Origin of the sequence: Streptomyces sp. CBMA29 (assembly GCF_014596445.1) — a bacterium.
In the GTDB taxonomy this organism is placed as follows: Bacteria; Actinomycetota; Actinomycetes; order Streptomycetales; family Streptomycetaceae; genus Actinacidiphila.
Map to the genome: position 1 here is coordinate 1 of NZ_MECL01000220.1, position 17,550 is coordinate 17,550.

The window sequence follows — 17,550 nt, forward strand, 5'->3', positions numbered from 1 at the left end:
GGCGGTGGGCCAATGGGCCTTCGGCACGGCCTCGTTCGGGGCGACGGCAGGCGCGGCGGCGGGCTGGTTCGTGGCCGCACCGCTGCTGGGGCTGCTCGTCGCGGCGGCGGCCGTGCTCGTACCCGCCGTGCGTGACGTACGCGGCGGCACGGTCGCCCAGGCCCGCCGTGTCGTCGGCCGCGCCCGCTCCCCGTGGTGGACGCGCTTCGGCCTGGACCTGGTGCTGCTCGCCGCGTCGCTGCTGGTGTTCCGCGCGTCCAGCGGCAACCAGTACGCGCTGGTGCTGGCGCCCGAGGGCGTGGCGAGCATCTCCGTGTCGTACTGGGCGTTCCTCGGCCCGGCTCTGCTGTGGCTCGGCGCCGCACTGCTGCTGTGGCGGTGCGCGACGCTCGTGATGGCGTACGGGCAACGGCCGTTGACCCGGCTGGTCCGGCCGCTGACCGGGACGCTGGCCCGTACCACCGCCGCCGGTATGTCCCGCAGGCGCCGTCCGCTCGCCAGGTCCGTCGTCCTGCTGGCGCTCGCGGTGTCCTTCGCGATCTCGACGGCGACCTTCAACAGCACGTACAGGCAACAGGCCGAGGTCGACGCGCGGCTCACCAACGGCGCCGACGTCACCGTCACGCAGTCGCCCGGCACGAGCGTCGGCCCCGGCGCGGCCCGCGCGCTGTCGTCCGTCCACGGCGTACGGCACGTCGAACCCGTACAGCACCGCTTCGCCTACGTTGGGGCCGATCTCCAGGATCTCTACGGCGTGCGGCCGGGCACGATCACCTCCGCGACCTCCCTCCAGGACGCCTACTTCGCGGGCGGCACCGCCAAGAGCCTGATGGCCGGGCTCGCGGCGCGCCCCGACTCGGTCCTCGTCAGCGACGAGACGGTCAAGGACTTCCAGCTCTCGCCCGGCGACACCCTCAACCTGCGGCTCCAGGACAGCCGTACCAAGGCCCTGAAGACCGTGCGCTTCCACTACGCGGGCATCGTCAAGGAGTTCCCGACCGCGCCGAAGGACAGCTTCTTCGTCGCCAACGCCGACTACGTGGCGGAGGCGACCGGCAGCAACGCGGTCGGCGCCTTCCTCGTCGACACCGGCGGTACGGGGCAGGCGGGCGTCGCGGCGCGGCTGCGCGGGCAGTTGGGCACATCGGCGACCGTCACTGACATCAACGGCGCGCGCTCGTCGGTCGGTTCCAGCCTCACCTCGGTCGACCTGGCCGGACTCACCCGTATCGAGCTGGCGTTCGCCGTCGTGCTCGCCGCGGCGGCCGGCGGCATCGTCCTCGCACTGGGCCTGGCCGAGCGCCGCCGCACCTTCGCCATCGCGACCGTCCTGGGCGCCGGGCGCCGCCAGTTGCGCGGCCTCGTCCTCAGCGAGGCCGCCGCCGTCACCCTCGGCGGCCTCGGCGGCGGCGCTCTCATCGGCTGGGCCCTCTCCGAGATGCTGGTCAAGGTCCTCACCGGCGTCTTCGACCCGCCGCCGTCCGTCATCTCCGTACCGTGGCCGTACCTCGCCCTCACCGCCGTGGCCGCCGTCACGGCCATCACCGCCGCGGCCCTGAACGCCGCCCGCCGCTCGTCCCGCCCCGCGGTGGAGGAGCTGCGGGAGCTGTGAGGCGCTGGGGGCCGCGGACCGCCCCACGCGGTACGTCCCCGGCCCCCCGGCGGGTGGCGCGCCGCGTGGTGGCGGGCGGTGGCGTGCCGGGCGGCGTAGTGCTGGGCGGCGTGGTGGCGGGCGGTGTCGTGGCGCGCCGCGTCGTGGCGGGCGACGGCCTACGCTGCACGGCATGAGCACACCGGCACCCGCACCGGGCCAGGGTCCGGGACCCGCGCCCGGCCCGCCGGACGGCACGACCGTCCTGGTCATCGAGGACGACGCGACCATCGGGCGCCACCTGGACGCGGGTCTGCGCGGGCACGGCTACCGCAGCACGTGGTGCAGGACCGGGACCAGCGGCATCGCGCAGGCGCGGGCGGTGCGGCCGGACGCGGTGCTGCTCGACCTCGGGCTGCCGGACATGGACGGCATCGACGTGGCGCGGGCGCTGCGCGCGGAGTTCCCGGGCCTGCTCGTCGTCGTGCTGACCGCGCGCGGCGACGACATCGACGTGGTGGCGGGGCTGGACGCGGGAGCGGACGACTATCTGACGAAACCGTTCACGCTGACGGTGCTGCTGGCCCGGCTCAGGGCCCACCTCCGCCGCCGCCCGCCGGACCGGGACCGGCGGCGGGAGCCGGTCCGCCTCGGCGACCTGACCGTGGACCTCTCGGCGCGCCGCTGCCTGCTCGGGGAGGCCGAAATCCCGCTGCGGCCAAAGGAGTTCGAGCTGCTGGCGGTCCTGGCCCGGCACGCGGGCGCCGCGCTGTCGCGCGAGACGCTGATGGCACGGGTGTGGGACGAGAACTGGTTCGGCCCGACCAAGACCCTGGACGTCACCCTCGCCTCCCTCCGCCAGCGTCTCCAGCAGGCCGCCGCGACCGCCCCCACCGTCCCCCGCATGCCCACCGTCACCACCCTGCGCGGCCACGGCTACCGCCTCGACCCGCCGCCGCCCTCGCGCCGTCCGCCAGGGGGTGCCGGGGAACCCCGGCCGCAGTAATCTGCGTCGACGCCTACGAGCGCGCGTGAGCGCGGCGACAGCCGCCGGGGGGCGGGCAGGGGCGGATGAGGGGGACGGCACGCGATGGACGGAAACGACGGCTCCGGCAGACCGGCGTACGACCCGGCCAAGGGGTACGGCGGCACGCCCGCGAGCGGCGGCGGCACGGGTCAGGGCGCTACGGGCCACAGCGGTACGGGCGGTACGGGCGGCACCGGCGGCACCGGGCAGTGGACCGTGCCCGGCTACACCCACGAACGCGACCTCGGCGCGGGCGCGTCCGGCCGGGTCGTGCTGGCCACGCACCTCGCCACGGGAACGGCGGTCGCCGTCAAATACCTCGCGGGACCGCTCGGCGGCGACCCGCGCTTCAGAACCGCCTTCCGCGCCGAGGCGGAACTCCTCGGCGGCCTGCACTCGCCGTACATCGCGCGCTTCTACGAGTACGTGGAGGACGGCGGGAACGCCGCGATCGTGATGGAGCTGGTCGACGGCATCGCGCTGCACGCGCTGCTGCGGCAGGAGGGCGCGACCGGTCCTGAACCGGCGCTCGCGGTGCTGAAGGGCTCGCTGCTCGGCCTGGCCGCCGCGCACGCGGCGGGGGTGGTGCACCGCGACTACAAACCCGCGAACGTGCTGGTCACCACGGACGGCGTCTCCAAGCTGGTGGACTTCGGCGTCGCGGTGCGCAGCGGCGAGACGGGCGCGGTCGCGGGCACGCCGTCGTACATGGCGCCCGAGCAGTGGGCGGGCGGCCCCGCGACCCCGGCGACCGACGTGTACGCGGCCACCGCGACCTTCTACGAGTGCCTGACCGGCAGCAAGCCGTACTCCGGCTCGACGATGTTCGAACTGGCCGTGCAGCACGCCGAAGCGCCCATCCCCGACGAGCGGGTGCCGGAGCCGGTGCGCGGTCTGGTCACCCGCGGCCTGGGCAAGACACCGCAGGAACGCCCGCAGAGCGCGGCCGAATTCGTCGAGGAACTCCAGGCGGTGGCGGGCGCCGCGTACGGCGAGGACTGGGAGGAGCGCGGGCAGCGCAAACTCGCCGCCCTCGTGGCCCTGCTGCCGCTGCTGCTGCCGTTCGGCGGCGGCAGCGGCGCCTCGGGTACGACGGCCTTCGCGCACACGCGGCTCGGGCAGGGGCCGGGCGTCACCTCCGGCGCGGCCCCCGCGCCGGCTCCGGGCGCGGCGGCCCCGGGTGAGGCCCTGGTCGCGCTGGAGCGGCACCGCGCGGTGCGCCCGGCCCGCTTCGGGCGGCGCGCCAAACTGGTCGCGGGCGCGGTCGCGGCCGTCCTGATATCCACCGGGCTCGTCGTGACCGCGGTGGCCACAGGCGGCGGCGGCCCCTCCGACGAGGTCACCACCGCCTCGACCCCCTCGGCCCTGACCTCCCTGACCTCCGGCCACCCCGTCGCCCCCGCGACCGGCTCCCCGACGTCCGGCTCCCCGTCCGCATCCCCTTCGACGCCGGCGTCCGCGTCCCCGTCCCCGTCCGCCTCGGACAGCGCCAGCGCCTCACCGAGCGGTACGACGACGACGGCGCCGGTCGCTCCCCCGACGGCGTCGGCGCCGACGGCGACACCCTCCACGACGGCGCCCACGACGCCGCCGACGACACCGCCGACGACGACGGCGCCACCAGCGCTGGTCGTGGACTCGGTCGCCATCGTGCGGTTCATATGCGGCGCGGGCGCCGCGCACACGGCGGTCGCGGCGGTCACCGTGCGGGGCAACGGAGCCGACGACGGCACCTTGGTCCTCACCTGGGCGCACACCACGGCGTCGGGACTCGTGTCGGGAGCGGTCACCGAGTCGTACCCGATCCCCAAGGGGCAGACGTCCTCCACCCAGTCCTCCACGCACGCGTTCGGCGTCAGCCGCCTCCCCGGCTGGACGCTCACCGTCTCCTCGACGCCCGCCGCGGGCAAGGGGAACGGCTCCTCACAGACGATCGACGCCTGCTGACCCGCACTTCGGCCCTCCGCCAAGGAACCCGCCCATGCCGCACGACCGTGACCGCGACCAGAGCCGTGACCCGCGCCTGCACTTCAGCACCCGGCCGCAGGCCGCCCCCGCCCCCGCCCCCGCCGCGCCGGACGACGGCACCTTCCGGCTGAGCGACCTCGGCTTCGGCGGCGCGAGCGCCGGGGGCGGCTTCGGCGCTACGGACGGCACCGGGGAGCCGGACGGGGCGACCGTGCTCGACCCCGGCTCCTGGTCCAGCGAGGTCCCGGGGACGGAGCCCTTCGCACCCGGGCTGCGCCGCTTCGGGCCCGGGGTGCCGGAAGGGCCCGAGCCTTCCGTCGGCACGGAGCGGACCGCCGCCGTGTGGCACGGCACCGTGCGGCCGGGGGAGGAGCCGGTGCTGCCGCCCGAACAGCCGCGTAGAAAAGGGGCGTTGGGCGGGTGGCTGCTCGCGCTGCTGGTGCTGCTCGGGGTGGTGGCGTATCTGCTGTGGCAGCACTGGCCGGGCTCGGTGAAGGTCGAAGGGGTCAGCGTCCGCAACGACACCGCCGTCCAGGGCTGCCACAGTACGGCGAAGGTGGTGGGCACGCTGCGGACCAGCGGGGACGCGGGGACGGTCCGCTACCGGTGGCGGCGCAGCGACGGCACGCTCTCCGACGAGCTGCGGCAGCGGGTGGCGAAGGGGCGGCGCAGTACGGACGTCGTGCTGCTGTGGTCCTTCGACGGCCGCGGCACGCTCCAGGCGACCGCGACCCTCGAAGTGCTCTCCCCGCAGCGGCAGTCGGGGTCGTACACCTTCACCTACCGCTGCTCCTGACGCCGTCGACGCGCGCGGTCGGCCGATCCGCGCCGATCCGCCGCACGCGTCCGGTCCACAGGTCCAGCAGGTACGGGACGTGTCGGGCGCCGGCTGGCCCCGCGTCCGCCCCGCGCTGGCCCCGCGCCGGACTCCGCGTCACGCTCCGCCGTATGGAGGAAAGTTTCATCCGCACTCTGTTCTGCGGTGGTCACTTGGCATTAAGTTCCAACGGCAGTCGCCCGCACGGAATTTGACGCTCTCCCTCACCCCCACCACGGGAGCACACATGTCGGTCCCTGAGCACTTCGCCATGCCCCGCACCGCCCAGTCCCGTACCGCCGAGTCCCGCACCGCCCTGTCCCGCCGCCGCTTCCTCGCCTCGGCCGCCGTGCTCGGCGCGAGCGCGGGAGCCGTGATCGTCGGCGCCGCGCCCGCCTCCGCCGCGCGGATCGTGCCCGAGCCGAACATGTTCGACACCACGGCGTGGAGCGCCCGCCCGCCGTCCTCCCCGGTCAGCCTGGCCGGGAACAACCCCAACAAGATCGTCGTGCACCACACCGCGTTCGCGAACACCGCCGACTCCGGCACGTCCGGCTCGTTCGCCATCGCGCACGAGATCCAGGACCTGCACATGGACACCAACGGCTGGATCGACACCGGCAACCACTTCACCATCAGCCGGACCGGCATCATCATGGAGGGCCGCCACCGCAGCCTGGAACGGCTGCTCGCGGGCAGCAACATGGTCGTCGGCGCCCATACCGTCGGCCAGAACACGCAGGGCATCGGCATCGAGAACAACGGCACGTACACCTCCGTCGCGCCGCCGTCGATCCTCTACGCCAGCCTCGTCAGCCTCTGCTCGTACATCTGCTACAAGTACGGCCTCGCGCCGACGCAGATCTTCGGACACCGGGACTTCAACGTCACCGAGTGCCCAGGCGACAAGCTCTACGCGATGCTGCCGCAGCTCCGTACGGACGTGGCGTCCCGGATGTAGCGGCGGCTCCGCCCGGTGCGGTGCCGGTCCCGCGCGGACCCGGTGCGGCGCCGGGCCCGCGCGGGCCCCCGCGGGCCCCCGCGTACTGTCGGCCGGACAGGCCCTGCCCTGACCGCCGCCGCGACCCCTGCGCGGGGGACGTCCGTACGGAGGAGCACCATGCCCGACGCCGCCGCCGGATTCGCCGAGATCCCGCCGACCACGCTCGCCGACCTGCTCGGCCGCGAGCAGGTCATGGACATCGGCGTCCGCCCCCTGTGGACCCCGGTCCCGCGCGTCGCGGGCCCCGCGTACACCGTCCGCTGCGCCCCCGGCGACAACCTGATGCTGCACGCCGCCATCCACCGGGCCGAGCCCGGCTCGGTCGTCGTCGTCCAGTCCGGCGACCTCGGCCACGCCGTCGCGGGCGGCAACGTCTGCGCAGTCGCCAGACGTCGGGGCATCGCCGCCTTCGTCGTCGACGGCGTCATCCGCGATCTCGCCGAGGTCCGCGCGCTGGGCTTCCCCGTCTTCGCGCGCGGTGTCATCCCCGTCCCCGGCGCCAAGGCCGCCGTCCACCCCCTCAACACCCCCGTCACCTGCGGCGGAGTCCTCGTCCACCCCGGCGACATCGTCGTGGCCGACGAAGAGGGCGTCGTCGTCACCCCCGCCGCGCGCGCCCCCGAGATCCTCGGCTCCGCGAGGGCGGTCCTGGCCAAGGAGGCGGCCGAGTCCCTCGACACCTGGCAGTCCGCCCACGAGTCCCGCATCGCGGCCCTGCTGACGAAGCACGGCTACGAGGACTGAGCCCGGCTACGGCACGCCTCCCACGTTTCCGTCCGTACTCACCCCCGCCCGCCGCCCCCGCCCGCCGCCCCCGCACTCCGTACGCACGCTCCGTACCCACACGCCGTACCCACCGCGACCTGAGTACGAGCACGGATGATTCGGACACATCCGTCCGGCGACACTGATCCCGGAGCGAAGATCACCTACGCGAGAGGCGGCAGCGCCGTGCAGAGCAACCATCCCCGTCGGCCCCGGATTCCCGCCGGCCCCCGGCTCACCCTGATCGGCCTGTCGCTGGCGGGCGTCGCCTTCATGGGGCTCTGCTCGGCGTGCAGCATGCAGGACGCGATGTGCTCGGGCGGGGAGTACCCGGTGGCGTCGGTCGGGTCCCCGGCGGGCGGGGCTTGCGTGTCGGACAAGGAGGAGCCCCCGAAGGGCTTCGTGCGCTACCCGAAGGGCAAGGTCCCCCGGCACGTGGACGACACGTGGGACAAGTACTGGCAGGAGCACTCCCTGGACGCCGACGGCAACGAGGTGAAGTGAGGCCCCGCCGCAGGGGCGGGACCTCACCGGGACCTCACCGGAGCCGTACCGGCTACTTCAGCGTCACCGTCACCGACGCCGTCAGCCCGCCCGAGGCGACCGTCACCGTGACCGTCCCGCGCCGCAGCGCGGTGAGCGTGGCGGTCGTCGGGTCCAGGACCGCGAGGGTCCTGGGACGGCGCCTGGCGGCCTTGGCCTCGGCGGGCGAGTCGGTGACCAGGACGCCCGCGTCCCCCGACCAGACCACCGTGGCGGGGAAGCGCAGCGGAAAGCGCAGTCCGAACTCGCTGGTGATGCCGGTGGCCGCCAGCGCGGCCGACGTGCCGACCGGCACGGGACCGTCCACCGCCAGCTCGATCCCGTCGATGACGGGGCGGCTCTCGGCCCGAAGCCACTCACGGGTCTGCGGGCTCGGCTGCCCGGCCCGGACGCGCGCGGGCCTGGGATCGACGCCGACATGCATCCAGCCGAAGAAGCCGCCCTGGTCGGGCGAGCTGTACGGCGTCTTGCCCACGGCCGGGGTGGTGACCTCCAGGACGCCGTCGGTCCGCGTGACCGACGCGGTGTGCGCGTGGCCGGTGAAGAGCGCGACCGGTTTGCCGGAGGTCTCCCGGAAGTCGGCCAGCCACCGCTGGAGGAGCCCGGCCTCAAGCTGGTCGGCGAGCTGTGAGGCGCCCGCGCCCGAGGGGTCGACCAGCGGGTGGTGGAAGGACAGCACGACACCGGTCACCGACCTGTCCCTGGCCGCCTTCGCCAACTCGGCCTGGAGCAGCGGCACTTGGTCCCAGTCCGAGGTCCGCATGTCGCCGGTGTGCGAGTCCAGCAGGATGAAACGGGTCCCCTTGTGGTCGAAGACCTGCCGGTTGGGGCGGCCGGTCACGGCGAGGAACGCGTCGAGCCCGCCGGTCGCGGACAGCCCCGCCTCGTGGTTGCCGGGCGTCCAGTAGACGGGCAGCCCGGCCGGTACGTGGTCGCGCAGCAGCCCGTTGGCGAGTTCGAAGTCCTCGGGGTTGTTGTTGTCCACGAAGTCGCCGTTGACCAGCAGGAAGTCGGGCTTGCTCGCGACGGCCTGGCCGAGCGCGATGACCGCCTGGCGCCCGGAGAAGGAGTCGAGCCCGGCCGCCGCGCTGACGTGCAGGTCGGACAGGACCGCGAAGGTCCACCGCCGGTCCGGCAGCCCGCCCTGCTCGACCACGTACGGATCGGGCTGCGGGGCCTGCGAGGTGTCCGGCCGCTGCCCGACCTGCGCGGCGAGCCCGTCGAAGTCGAGTTGTCCCGCGTTCTTGTTGGTCTGCGAGGTCTCCGCGATGTAGATCCGCAGCAGCGTGACCGGCTCCGAGTACCCGGCCGGGAGGTCCCCCACGACCCGCCGCCACCCCGTCCAGTCCACGGTCAGCGCGAGCGTGAACGGCACATTGGTGGTGCCCTGCGAGTACATCATGCAGCGCAGCCAGTGGTTGTTGCCGTCCCCGTTGACCCACAGCGCGAGCCGCTTCGTGCCCGTGGGCAGCGTGATCGGACCGCCCCCGGCCACCGCGTACGCCGCCGACGTACTGGTCTGCCCGGTGAAGTCGTACGTGAGCCGCAGCGCGTGGTTGTCGGCCGCCGCGCCCGGCCGGTCGGGGGCGGCGACGAAGGCGACCGACGCCGTGCCGCGCGCGGCGAGCGCCGTCCAGTTCTCGGCCGGCTCGAACTCGGCCAGCGACACGTCGACCAGGCCGACCGTCACCGGCAGCCGCGCCGTCACACCCCCCACCGTCGCGGTGAGGACGGTGGCCTTGCCCACCGCGCCCGCGTCACCGGTGATCCGGAGGCTGCCGTCGGCCTGCGCGGCCACCGTGATCAGGCCCTTGTCGTAGGCGAGTTGGACGTCACGCGGCGCGACGGGCGCGTCGAAGCCGTCCGCGTCGTATCCGGTCAGGCTGACCGACGCGGTCGCGCCGGGGTCGATGGTGACGGTCCGCTCGGTGAACGCCAGCCGGTGCAGGTCGCCGAGGACCCGCAACTCGTGCTCGCCGTCCGCGCCGCCGGTACGGGCCCGCAGCGTCCCGGCGCCGGGCCTCCTGGCGCGGAAGACGCCGTCACGCGCGGTGCCGAGTGAGTCGGGGGAGGCCGACCACCGTACGGGGTCGCGGTGTTCGTCGATCGGCACCGGCGCCCACGTCTCGTCGTAACCCGCCGCCGCGACGTCCACGGTCAGCCCCGGCACGACGCGGTCGGCGCGTGGGCGTACGTCGAGGCCGCGCAGCCGCCCCGAGCCCTTGCGGGCGGCGAAGAGGCCGACGCCGTTGGGCACGGGCCGCTCGCCGCCGTCCGAGGGGGTGTTGACGACCCCGGCCTCGGTGTCGCCCGGCCTGCGGGCGACGATCTCGGTGGAGCCGCCGCCGTCGAGCATGAACGCCTCGGTGGCGCCGAGCCGCACCAGCAGCTTCGCGGTGTCGTCGAAGCTCAGCCCGGCGGAGAAGTTGGCCGAGCCGTCGATCGCGACGAGCAGCAGGCGGTGCCCGCCGTCCAGCCATGCGATGGCGGTGCGCGGCTTGGCCGCGTCGTTGCCGGTGCTCGGCGGGAAGTCGACCGCCGTGCCGCCGCGTACCAGCACCTCGCCGCTGCCGAGCGCGGTACGCAGCGCGACGGGCGCGTCCGTCTGCGGCGCGAAATCGACGGTGACGGCGTCACCGGGCGCGGCGGTGGCCAGTTGGGCCGCCGCCGCGCCCCGGCCGAGCACGACGAGGCCGCCGTCCGGCACCGCGGTGTCGGTGAGTTGGGCGTTGACGGCGGTGATCTTCCCGCCCGCGACGACGAGTTCGGTGTACGGGCCCGCGTCCTGGATCAGCGTGCGGCGCCCGGCGCCCCACCGTGGGGTGTACGCGGCGACGCCGTCGGCGGGCACCGAGGGCGAGTTGAGGGCGGTGAGCGGCCGTCGTGTCCCGGCGACCGTGACCGTACCGGTGAGCACCAGATCGGCCAGCCGGGCCACCCGGTCGGCGCCGATCGCCGCGACGGTCGCCGTCTTGTTCGTGCCTTTGCGGAGTGTGCCGTCCTGGATCTCCGGGCCCTCGGCCGCGAAGGTCTCGGTGATGTCGAAATAGTCGCCGTTGACGGCGGCCACGGCGTGCTGCGCGTTCGCGGCCCCGGCGAGCGGACGCGGGTCGCTCACCTTGTCCGCGACGAGGTCCACGCCGACCGACGCGTTGCCGAGATCGGCGTTGAGCACATGGACCCGCGTCCAGCCGGTGCGGCCGAATGTGTCGAAGGAGGTGAGGACGATACCGGGCGCGACCGGGTAGTCCGCGCGGCCCGCCACGAGGGATTCCCCCGGAACGGCCAACTGGTAATTCGGCGGCTTGTATTCGGCGTAACCGGGGTATTTCGCCGATTCCGGCGGAGTGAACGCCGGTGTGCTCCCGGCCTGTCCCGATGTGCCCTGTCGGCTCGTTTGCGCGCTCGCGGTTCCGGCGGTCGCGGTGAGCCCGGCGGCGACGGCGCCGACGATGAGGCCGCGCCGCGTTATCCCCGAGGCACTGCTGGTTTGCTGATTCTCCATGACGCATCACGCTATTGGTTTTCGCCGTCGATGAGATGAACGAAAACGTAGGTAAGGACATCGGGTTGCCCGTGCGCGGGCGCATTGCGCCCGGACGGCGTCGCGGGCGGTGCCGTGGATGGCGTCGCGGGCGGCACTTCGCGGGGGTGACGCGGGTGGGGTACGTCCGCATTTGGCGGGCACGTCGGGATATTGCCGCCCAGGAGGCGGTGCGGCTTTTCAAAAAACACACAGGTCGCTTGCAACCTCTCCTGTTACGGCTGTTAGTTTCGGTCGGCTGCCCCTTCGCGGGGGACGTGGACATCCCTGCGGCCCACCCTCGGCCGCGAAGCCAGCGGAGAAAGACCACGAATGGATTACTGCTACACATGCCGACGCTCCGTCAACGGGGCGCTGGTGTGCCCGGGTTGCGGTGCCTACGCCCCGGAGACGGACGAGCCCGTCGCGTACATACCGGCGCCCCCCGTCCTCCCGGCGGCGGCCCCTGAGGAGGACGTCCTCGGGCCCTCCTCGCTCGCACCCCGCTCGCAGGGCGGACGCGCCGCCCGGCGGCGGCAGTTGGAGCGGTGGAAGAAGAACCGGCGCCGTGCGGGCGTTGCCACGGCGGTGGCCCTCTTCGGCGGCGGCGTGACCGTCGCGTCCATGCAGAACCACGGCTCCGGCCGGGGCACGACGGCGTCCTCGTCGTACGACACCGTGACGCCGGTGACGCTGCGCACCGGCAACGCGCCTGCGGCTGCCCCCGCATCGGCCCCTGCTTCGGTCCCGCACGCCGCCGCGCCCGCCGCGCAGCGGCACACTCGCGCCGGCGCTCCGGCCCTCCCCGCGGCCGAGGCGACCCAACCGGTCACCACCAGCGCCGGTACGGCCCCGCTGCCCGTCACTTCCCCGGCCGCCCGGCCCGCCCCGTCCACCTCGACGGCCCCCTCGACCGGTACGCAGGCCGCCAAGACGGGCACGGCGACGACGGCGCCTCCCGCCACGACCGCGCCCGTCACCACCACGCCTGTCACCACCGCGCCCGCGACCTCGGACCCGACGACCCCGCCCGCCCACCAGGGCCTGTGCATCCTGATCCTCTGCCTGCCGTAAGCCTCCGGCCAGGACGGGCCCCGTCAGGGGCGCGAGGAACTGCGCGACAAGCCCCCACCGGGCCTGCGGCCCGAAAACCCACGGCGACTGCCCCGCTGGGGCCGGTTCTTCACCCGCGCCACCGCGCGGGCTGGCCGCGCAGTTCCCCGCGCCCCTGAAAAGATCGGCCCACGGCCCGGACGAAAGACGGTGGGCCCCGTCAGGGGCGCGAGGAACTGCGCGGCCAGCCCCCACCGGCCGGTGGTCCGGAGACAACCGAACTGTCCCTACGGGGCTCGGGCGCAGCGCGCCCGTAAGGGGCTGGTTAGCAGAACGCCTCGCGGACGGACCCGCCGACCGCAGCACACCACGTACTCAGGTCGACCTTGCCGTTGGGGTGCAGGCCGTGCAGCCGCTGGAGGTCCTGGACGGCCTTCTGGGTGGCGTGGTCGAAGGCGCCGTTGACCGTGACACCGGCGAAGCCCTTGAGGGCCAGGATCGACTGGAGGCCGCTCACCGGCAGCCCGGTGGCGTGCTTGTCCAGCACGGGGGCCAGCGCCTCCCAGGTGGCGGTGTCGAAGGTGGCGTCGGGCGTGACCGGAATGCCGTGCGTGGTCTGGAAGTCGGCGACCACGGCGTTCATGTCGGTGCCGAAGACGCCGTCGGGCGTGAGCGCGGTGTACCCGGCGTTGTTGAGCAGGTACTGCGCGACCCCGACGACCTGGCTGTCCACGAACCGCCAGATGTCCGGCCACCGCCGCGCGGGGATGTCCCTGCGCGGGGTGCGCATCTCGGAGAGCACGCGCGAGCGGATCGTCGGGAACTGCGCGTAGAAGGCGGCGCCGGGACACTCGGTGCCGAGCCGGAAGTCCCAGTGTCCGAAGATGTCCCAGGCGTGCAGGTCGAACTGCCGGCACACCGCGACGCACAGCTCCACCAGGGAGTTGAGCAGCGCGCGCGGCGGTGTCTCCGTGATGTACGTGCCTTCGTTCTCGATGCCGATCGCGTTGCCGTTCTCACCGGGGCAGTGCGCGGCGGTGACCTGGTGCTCCCCGGTGACCAGCGTCTCCAGGCTGCGGTGCCTGCCCTCCATGACGTAGCCGCCGCGGCTGACGGTGAAGTGCTGGCCGGTGTCGGCCCAGCCGTTGGTGTCCATGTGCAGGTCCTGGCAGTCCTTGGCGAGCTGGACCGCGTGGGCGCGCGAGTAGTCCGTGACGTTGGGGAACGCCATGTGGTGCAGGATGATCTTGTTCGTGGTGTTGCCCGTGATCTGGACCGGGCTGGACGGCGGCCGGGCGCCCCACGTGTCGCAGTCGATGATCCACGGGAATTGCGGCGACGGCGCGGCAACGGCCGCCCCGGGCAAGGCCAGTTCGGTACCGACGACGGCGGCGACCGCTCCGCCCAGGCCGACTCTGAACAACGTGCGACGGTCGACCTCGTGCTCGTGTATGGCCAATGCATGCTCCCCGAGGAACGTGGCAGTCACTGTTAACTGCCGTGCACACGGAGACTATTGAGCCTTCTGATGTCTGACCAGAATTGTTTCAAGATCGTGATGAGCGAAGACGCGCGCGCTGTTCGCCCGCAGTTTGCCCGCCATTCGCCGGGCTGCCGGAAGCTTCGCAGGACCCCTGCTCGTTTTCCTGCCGCTTCGACAGAAGAGGGACACCAGCCTTGCAAACCTTGCATAAGAGATGGCGTGCGTCAATCACTCTGGTCGTCGCGTTCCTGACCGCGATTCCCTTCTTCGTCGCGGCCTCACCCGCCGCCTCGGCGGCTTCCTCGGCGGCTTCCTCGGCTGCTTCCTCCGCTGCCGAAGTCCCGCCTTCCACCGTGAAAATCAATGAGGTCGAGTCCAATGGCGGAACGCCTGGCGACTGGGTCGAGTTGGTCAATTCGGGTGCGATTGCTGTTGATGTGTCGGGTTGGCTCGTCAAGGACAATGACGACTCCCATGTGTTCACGATTGCGGCCGGTACGTCGCTCGCGCCCGGCGGTTTTCTCGCGCTCGACGTCGACCCCGTCTTCGGGCTGGGAAGCGCGGATTCCGCGCGGCTTTTCCTGCCCGACGGTGTGACCTTGGTGGACGCGTACTCCTGGACCGCCCACGCGGCGACCACGTACGGCCGTTGCCCCGACGGCACCGGCGGTTTCGTCACCACGACCGCCTCCACCAAGGGCGCCGCGAACGACTGCGGAGCGCCCTCGTCGGCCGTGAAGATCAATGAGGTCGAGTCCAATGGCGGAACGCCCGGCGACTGGGTCGAGTTGACCAACACAAGTCCCGCGTCCGTGGACATATCGGGCTGGCTCGTCAAGGACAACGACGACTCCCACGTCTTCACGGTCCCCGCCGGTACGTCGGTCGCGCCCGGCGGTTTCCTCGCCCTCGACGTCGAGTCGGCCTTCGGTCTCGGCAGCGCCGACTCCGCCCGCCTCTTCCTGCCGGACGGCACGACGCTCGTCGACGCGTACTCCTGGACCGCCCACGCGGCGACCACGTACGGGCGTTGCCCCGACGGCACCGGCGACTTCGAGACGACGGCCGCCTCCACGAAGGGCGCGGCCAACGCCTGCGCCGGTCAGGTCGCGGCCTCCCCGTGGCCGGGCGGCTCCTCGGTGACCACGGTCGACGGCGCGAACGTCTTCGGTACGAATCTGAGCGGCCTGGCGTACGAGGGTTCCGGCGGGCCGACTCCCGGTGTGCTGTGGGCGGTCAAGAACGGCCCCTCCACGCTGTACCGGCTGGAGTGGGACGGCGCCAAGTGGGCGCCCGACACCGCCGACGGGTGGAGCGCGGGCAAGGCGTTGCACTACCCGGACGGGACCGGTGACCCCGACGCCGAGGGGGTCGCCCTGACGGGCGCGGGACCTTCGGGCGGCGTCTTCGTCTCGACCGAGCGCGACAACTCCCACAGCGGCGTGAGCCGCCCCGAGGTGCTGCGCTTCGACCCGCCGGGTCCGTCGTCGGGCACGAGCCTGAATGCCACCCGCGAGTGGAATCTGACCTCGGACCTGCCGCCGGTCGGCGCCAACAGCGGTCTTGAGGGCATCACTTGGGTCCCCGACAGCTACCTGACCTCACACGGCTTCCGCGACCAGCACACGGGCGCCGCGTACTCCCCGGCCGTCTACCCCGGCCACGGCGACGGCCTCTTCTTCGTCGGCCTCGAAGGCAACGGCAGCGTCTACGCGTACGCCCTCGACCAGTCCGGCAGCGGCTTCACCCGCGTCGCCGCCTTCGCCAGCGGCTTCCCGAGCGTCATGGAGCTCCAGTTCGACGCCGGGGCCGACCGGCTGTGGGTCGTGTGCGACGACACCTGCAACGGGCGTACGGCGACGTTCGCCGTGGGCGCCGACGGTGACTTCGCCGCCACCGACCTCTACGAGCGCCCCGCCTCGATGCCCAACCTCAACAACGAGGGCTTCGTCTTCGCCCCGCAGTCGGAGTGCGTGTCCGGCCGCAAGCCGGTCTTCTGGTCCGACGACAGCGACGACGACGGGCACGCGCTGCGGGCCGGGACAATCAACTGCCCTGCGGGCAGCGGAACTTACCTGCCGGACGCGTTCTCCGACGTGGCCGCCGGCGGCACCACCTCGGGCCGTGTCGTCGTACGCGGCGGCCGTACGGTCCTGGTCTCCGACGCCCGCGACCCCGCGGGCGTGCTGGTGTACGTCGGCCCCGGATCCTCCCCCGCCCAGGTTCAGTTGACCGGCAGCGCCGTCACGCTCTCCCTCGGGCGCGGCTCCTACGAGATCACCGGCTCCGGCCGCACGACCACCGTGCGTACGGTCGACGGCGAGCCCGCCGTCCTCACGGCCCCGGTCGCGGTGACCGTCGCCCGCGGCGCCTCCCTCACCTACACCGAGACCCCCTCGGGCCTTTCGGGTGTCCGCCACACCGGGTCCGTCACCTTCGGCCCCTGCACCGGCATCGACATCGACAACGTCATCGTCGGCACCCCCGGCAACGACCGCCTCACCGGCACCCCCGCCAACGACCTCATCCTCGGCCGCGGCGGCAACGACACCGTCGACGGCGGCGGCGGAAGCGACTGCGTCGTCACCGGCACCGGCAACGACCGCATCTCCCTGACGGGCAACGGCCCTTCCTACATCGACGCGGGCGGCGGCAACAACGTCGTCTCCGCGGGCGGCGGTGCCAATGTCGTCCTCGCGGGCAGCGGCAACGACCAGATCACGACGGGTGGCGGCGACGACCGCATTGACGCCGGCGGCGGCAACAACGTGGTGAACGCGGGCGACGGTGCGAATGTGGTCCTCACGGGCAGCGGCAACGACCGCATCACGACTGGTGGAGGCGCCGACACCATCGACGCGGGCGCTGGCAACAACGTCGTGAGCGCCGGCGACGGCCCCGACACCGTCCGCTCGGCGAGCGGCAACGACTCGATCGACTGCGGCCCCGGCCTCGACACCGCCCACCCGGGCCCCGGCAACAACACCAACGTCGGCGCCCGTTGCGAAACCTTCTCCGGCTGACCGCCTCGCGTCGCGTCGCGGCACGCGACGAGGTAAAGGGTGGACGGGACAACGGAGTGTGTCGTCCCGCCCACCCTTACTCTGTATGCGACCCGCCACGATGCCTTGGCGCTTTCGCCCCATTGGCCCGATCCTCGACAACTCCTAAAATCGCGGCCCTCCGGCCGGCATCCCCGCAGGTCAACTAGTCTGCACCCCGCGCACGCGGGGATGACCCCGTCCCTGAGATCGGCATCTCAGGTCGCCTTACCTGCTCCCCGCGCACGCGGGGATGACCCCTCCAAGGCCCCCTTGAACCGCCACCTCGTGTACTGCTCCCCGCGCACGCGGGGATGACCCCGATGTCGAAACGTCGGCGCAACTCGTGAATAACTGCTCCCCGCGCACGCGGGGATGACCCCAGCACGGGCCCGAACACGGCTTCGTCGTCCATCTGCTCCCCGCGCACGCGGGGATGACCCCTTGTCCATCATGTCCCGCGCCTCTTGGGACTGCTGCTCCCCGCGCAGGCGGGGATGACCCCGTCCTGCACGTCCTCGGCAAGGGCGACCGAGACTGCTCCCCGCGCACGCGGGGATGACCCCTACCGGCCCGACACGTCCACCGCCGACTCCGCCTGCTCCCCGCGCACGCGGGGATGACCCCGTCCAGGCCGAATTCGACGTTGGTGGTCATCGCTGCTCCCCGCGCACGCGGGGATGACCCCTGCGCCATCTGCACACGGCGGCGGCCCAACGCCTGCTCCCCGCGCGCG

At 73.1% G+C, this 17,550-nt stretch carries 11 protein-coding genes and 1 CRISPR repeat array; of the genes, 9 read left to right on the forward strand and 2 right to left on the reverse strand.

The window, feature by feature from the left end:
* From BGM09_RS29355 to BGM09_RS29385, 7 genes are all read left to right on the forward strand, one after another.
* A partial coding sequence (locus BGM09_RS29355; protein WP_188284745.1) for an FtsX-like permease family protein occupies positions 1–1,612 on the forward strand: 1,612 nt, incomplete at its 5' end.
* A gap of 172 nt (positions 1,613–1,784) precedes the next feature.
* A complete protein-coding gene (locus BGM09_RS29360; RefSeq protein WP_188284746.1) occupies positions 1,785–2,597 on the forward strand; it encodes a response regulator transcription factor in 813 nt (270 codons plus the stop codon).
* Between the two features lie 84 nt (positions 2,598–2,681).
* A complete protein-coding gene (locus BGM09_RS29365; protein WP_188284747.1) occupies positions 2,682–4,565 on the forward strand; it encodes a serine/threonine-protein kinase in 1,884 nt (627 codons plus the stop codon).
* Between the two features lie 34 nt (positions 4,566–4,599).
* The gene (locus BGM09_RS29370; RefSeq protein ID WP_188284748.1) at positions 4,600–5,382 is read left to right on the forward strand and encodes a hypothetical protein; all 783 of its coding nucleotides are present in this window, start codon (positions 4,600–4,602) and stop codon (positions 5,380–5,382) included.
* Between the two features lie 268 nt (positions 5,383–5,650).
* The gene (locus tag BGM09_RS29375) at positions 5,651–6,364 is read left to right on the forward strand and encodes a peptidoglycan recognition family protein (protein WP_223187773.1); all 714 of its coding nucleotides are present in this window, start codon (positions 5,651–5,653) and stop codon (positions 6,362–6,364) included.
* Between the two features lie 159 nt (positions 6,365–6,523).
* Complete coding sequence (locus BGM09_RS29380) at positions 6,524–7,150, forward strand: RraA family protein (RefSeq protein WP_188284749.1); 627 nt, start codon at positions 6,524–6,526, stop codon at positions 7,148–7,150.
* 207 nt (positions 7,151–7,357) lie between these two features.
* The gene (locus BGM09_RS29385) at positions 7,358–7,675 is read left to right on the forward strand and encodes an SCO0607 family lipoprotein (RefSeq protein ID WP_411158379.1); all 318 of its coding nucleotides are present in this window, start codon (positions 7,358–7,360) and stop codon (positions 7,673–7,675) included.
* A gap of 52 nt (positions 7,676–7,727) precedes the next feature.
* Here the strand turns inward: BGM09_RS29385 and BGM09_RS29390 are convergent, their stop codons facing one another.
* Positions 7,728–11,219 (reverse strand): phosphodiester glycosidase family protein, encoded by a 3,492-nt coding sequence (locus BGM09_RS29390; protein ID WP_188284750.1) that lies wholly within the window; start codon positions 11,217–11,219, stop codon positions 7,728–7,730.
* A gap of 351 nt (positions 11,220–11,570) precedes the next feature.
* Between BGM09_RS29390 and BGM09_RS29395 the strand changes: the two genes are divergently transcribed.
* On the forward strand, positions 11,571–12,311 hold the full coding sequence (locus BGM09_RS29395) for a hypothetical protein (RefSeq protein WP_188284751.1): 741 nt from the start codon (positions 11,571–11,573) through the stop codon (positions 12,309–12,311).
* Positions 12,312–12,615: 304 nt separating this feature from the next.
* On the opposite strand, the gene BGM09_RS29400 is transcribed toward BGM09_RS29395, so the two are convergent.
* On the reverse strand, positions 12,616–13,749 hold the full coding sequence (locus tag BGM09_RS29400) for an N-acetylmuramoyl-L-alanine amidase (protein ID WP_188284752.1): 1,134 nt from the start codon (positions 13,747–13,749) through the stop codon (positions 12,616–12,618).
* Positions 13,750–14,126: 377 nt separating this feature from the next.
* On the opposite strand from BGM09_RS29400, the gene BGM09_RS29405 reads away from it, so the two are divergent.
* A complete protein-coding gene (locus BGM09_RS29405) occupies positions 14,127–16,796 on the forward strand; it encodes a lamin tail domain-containing protein (protein ID WP_188284753.1) in 2,670 nt (889 codons plus the stop codon).
* A gap of 189 nt (positions 16,797–16,985) precedes the next feature.
* A CRISPR array of direct repeats spans positions 16,986–17,503; the repeat unit is 29 nt; unit sequence CTGCTCCCCGCGCACGCGGGGATGACCCC.
* Positions 17,504–17,550: the final 47 nt, after the last annotated feature.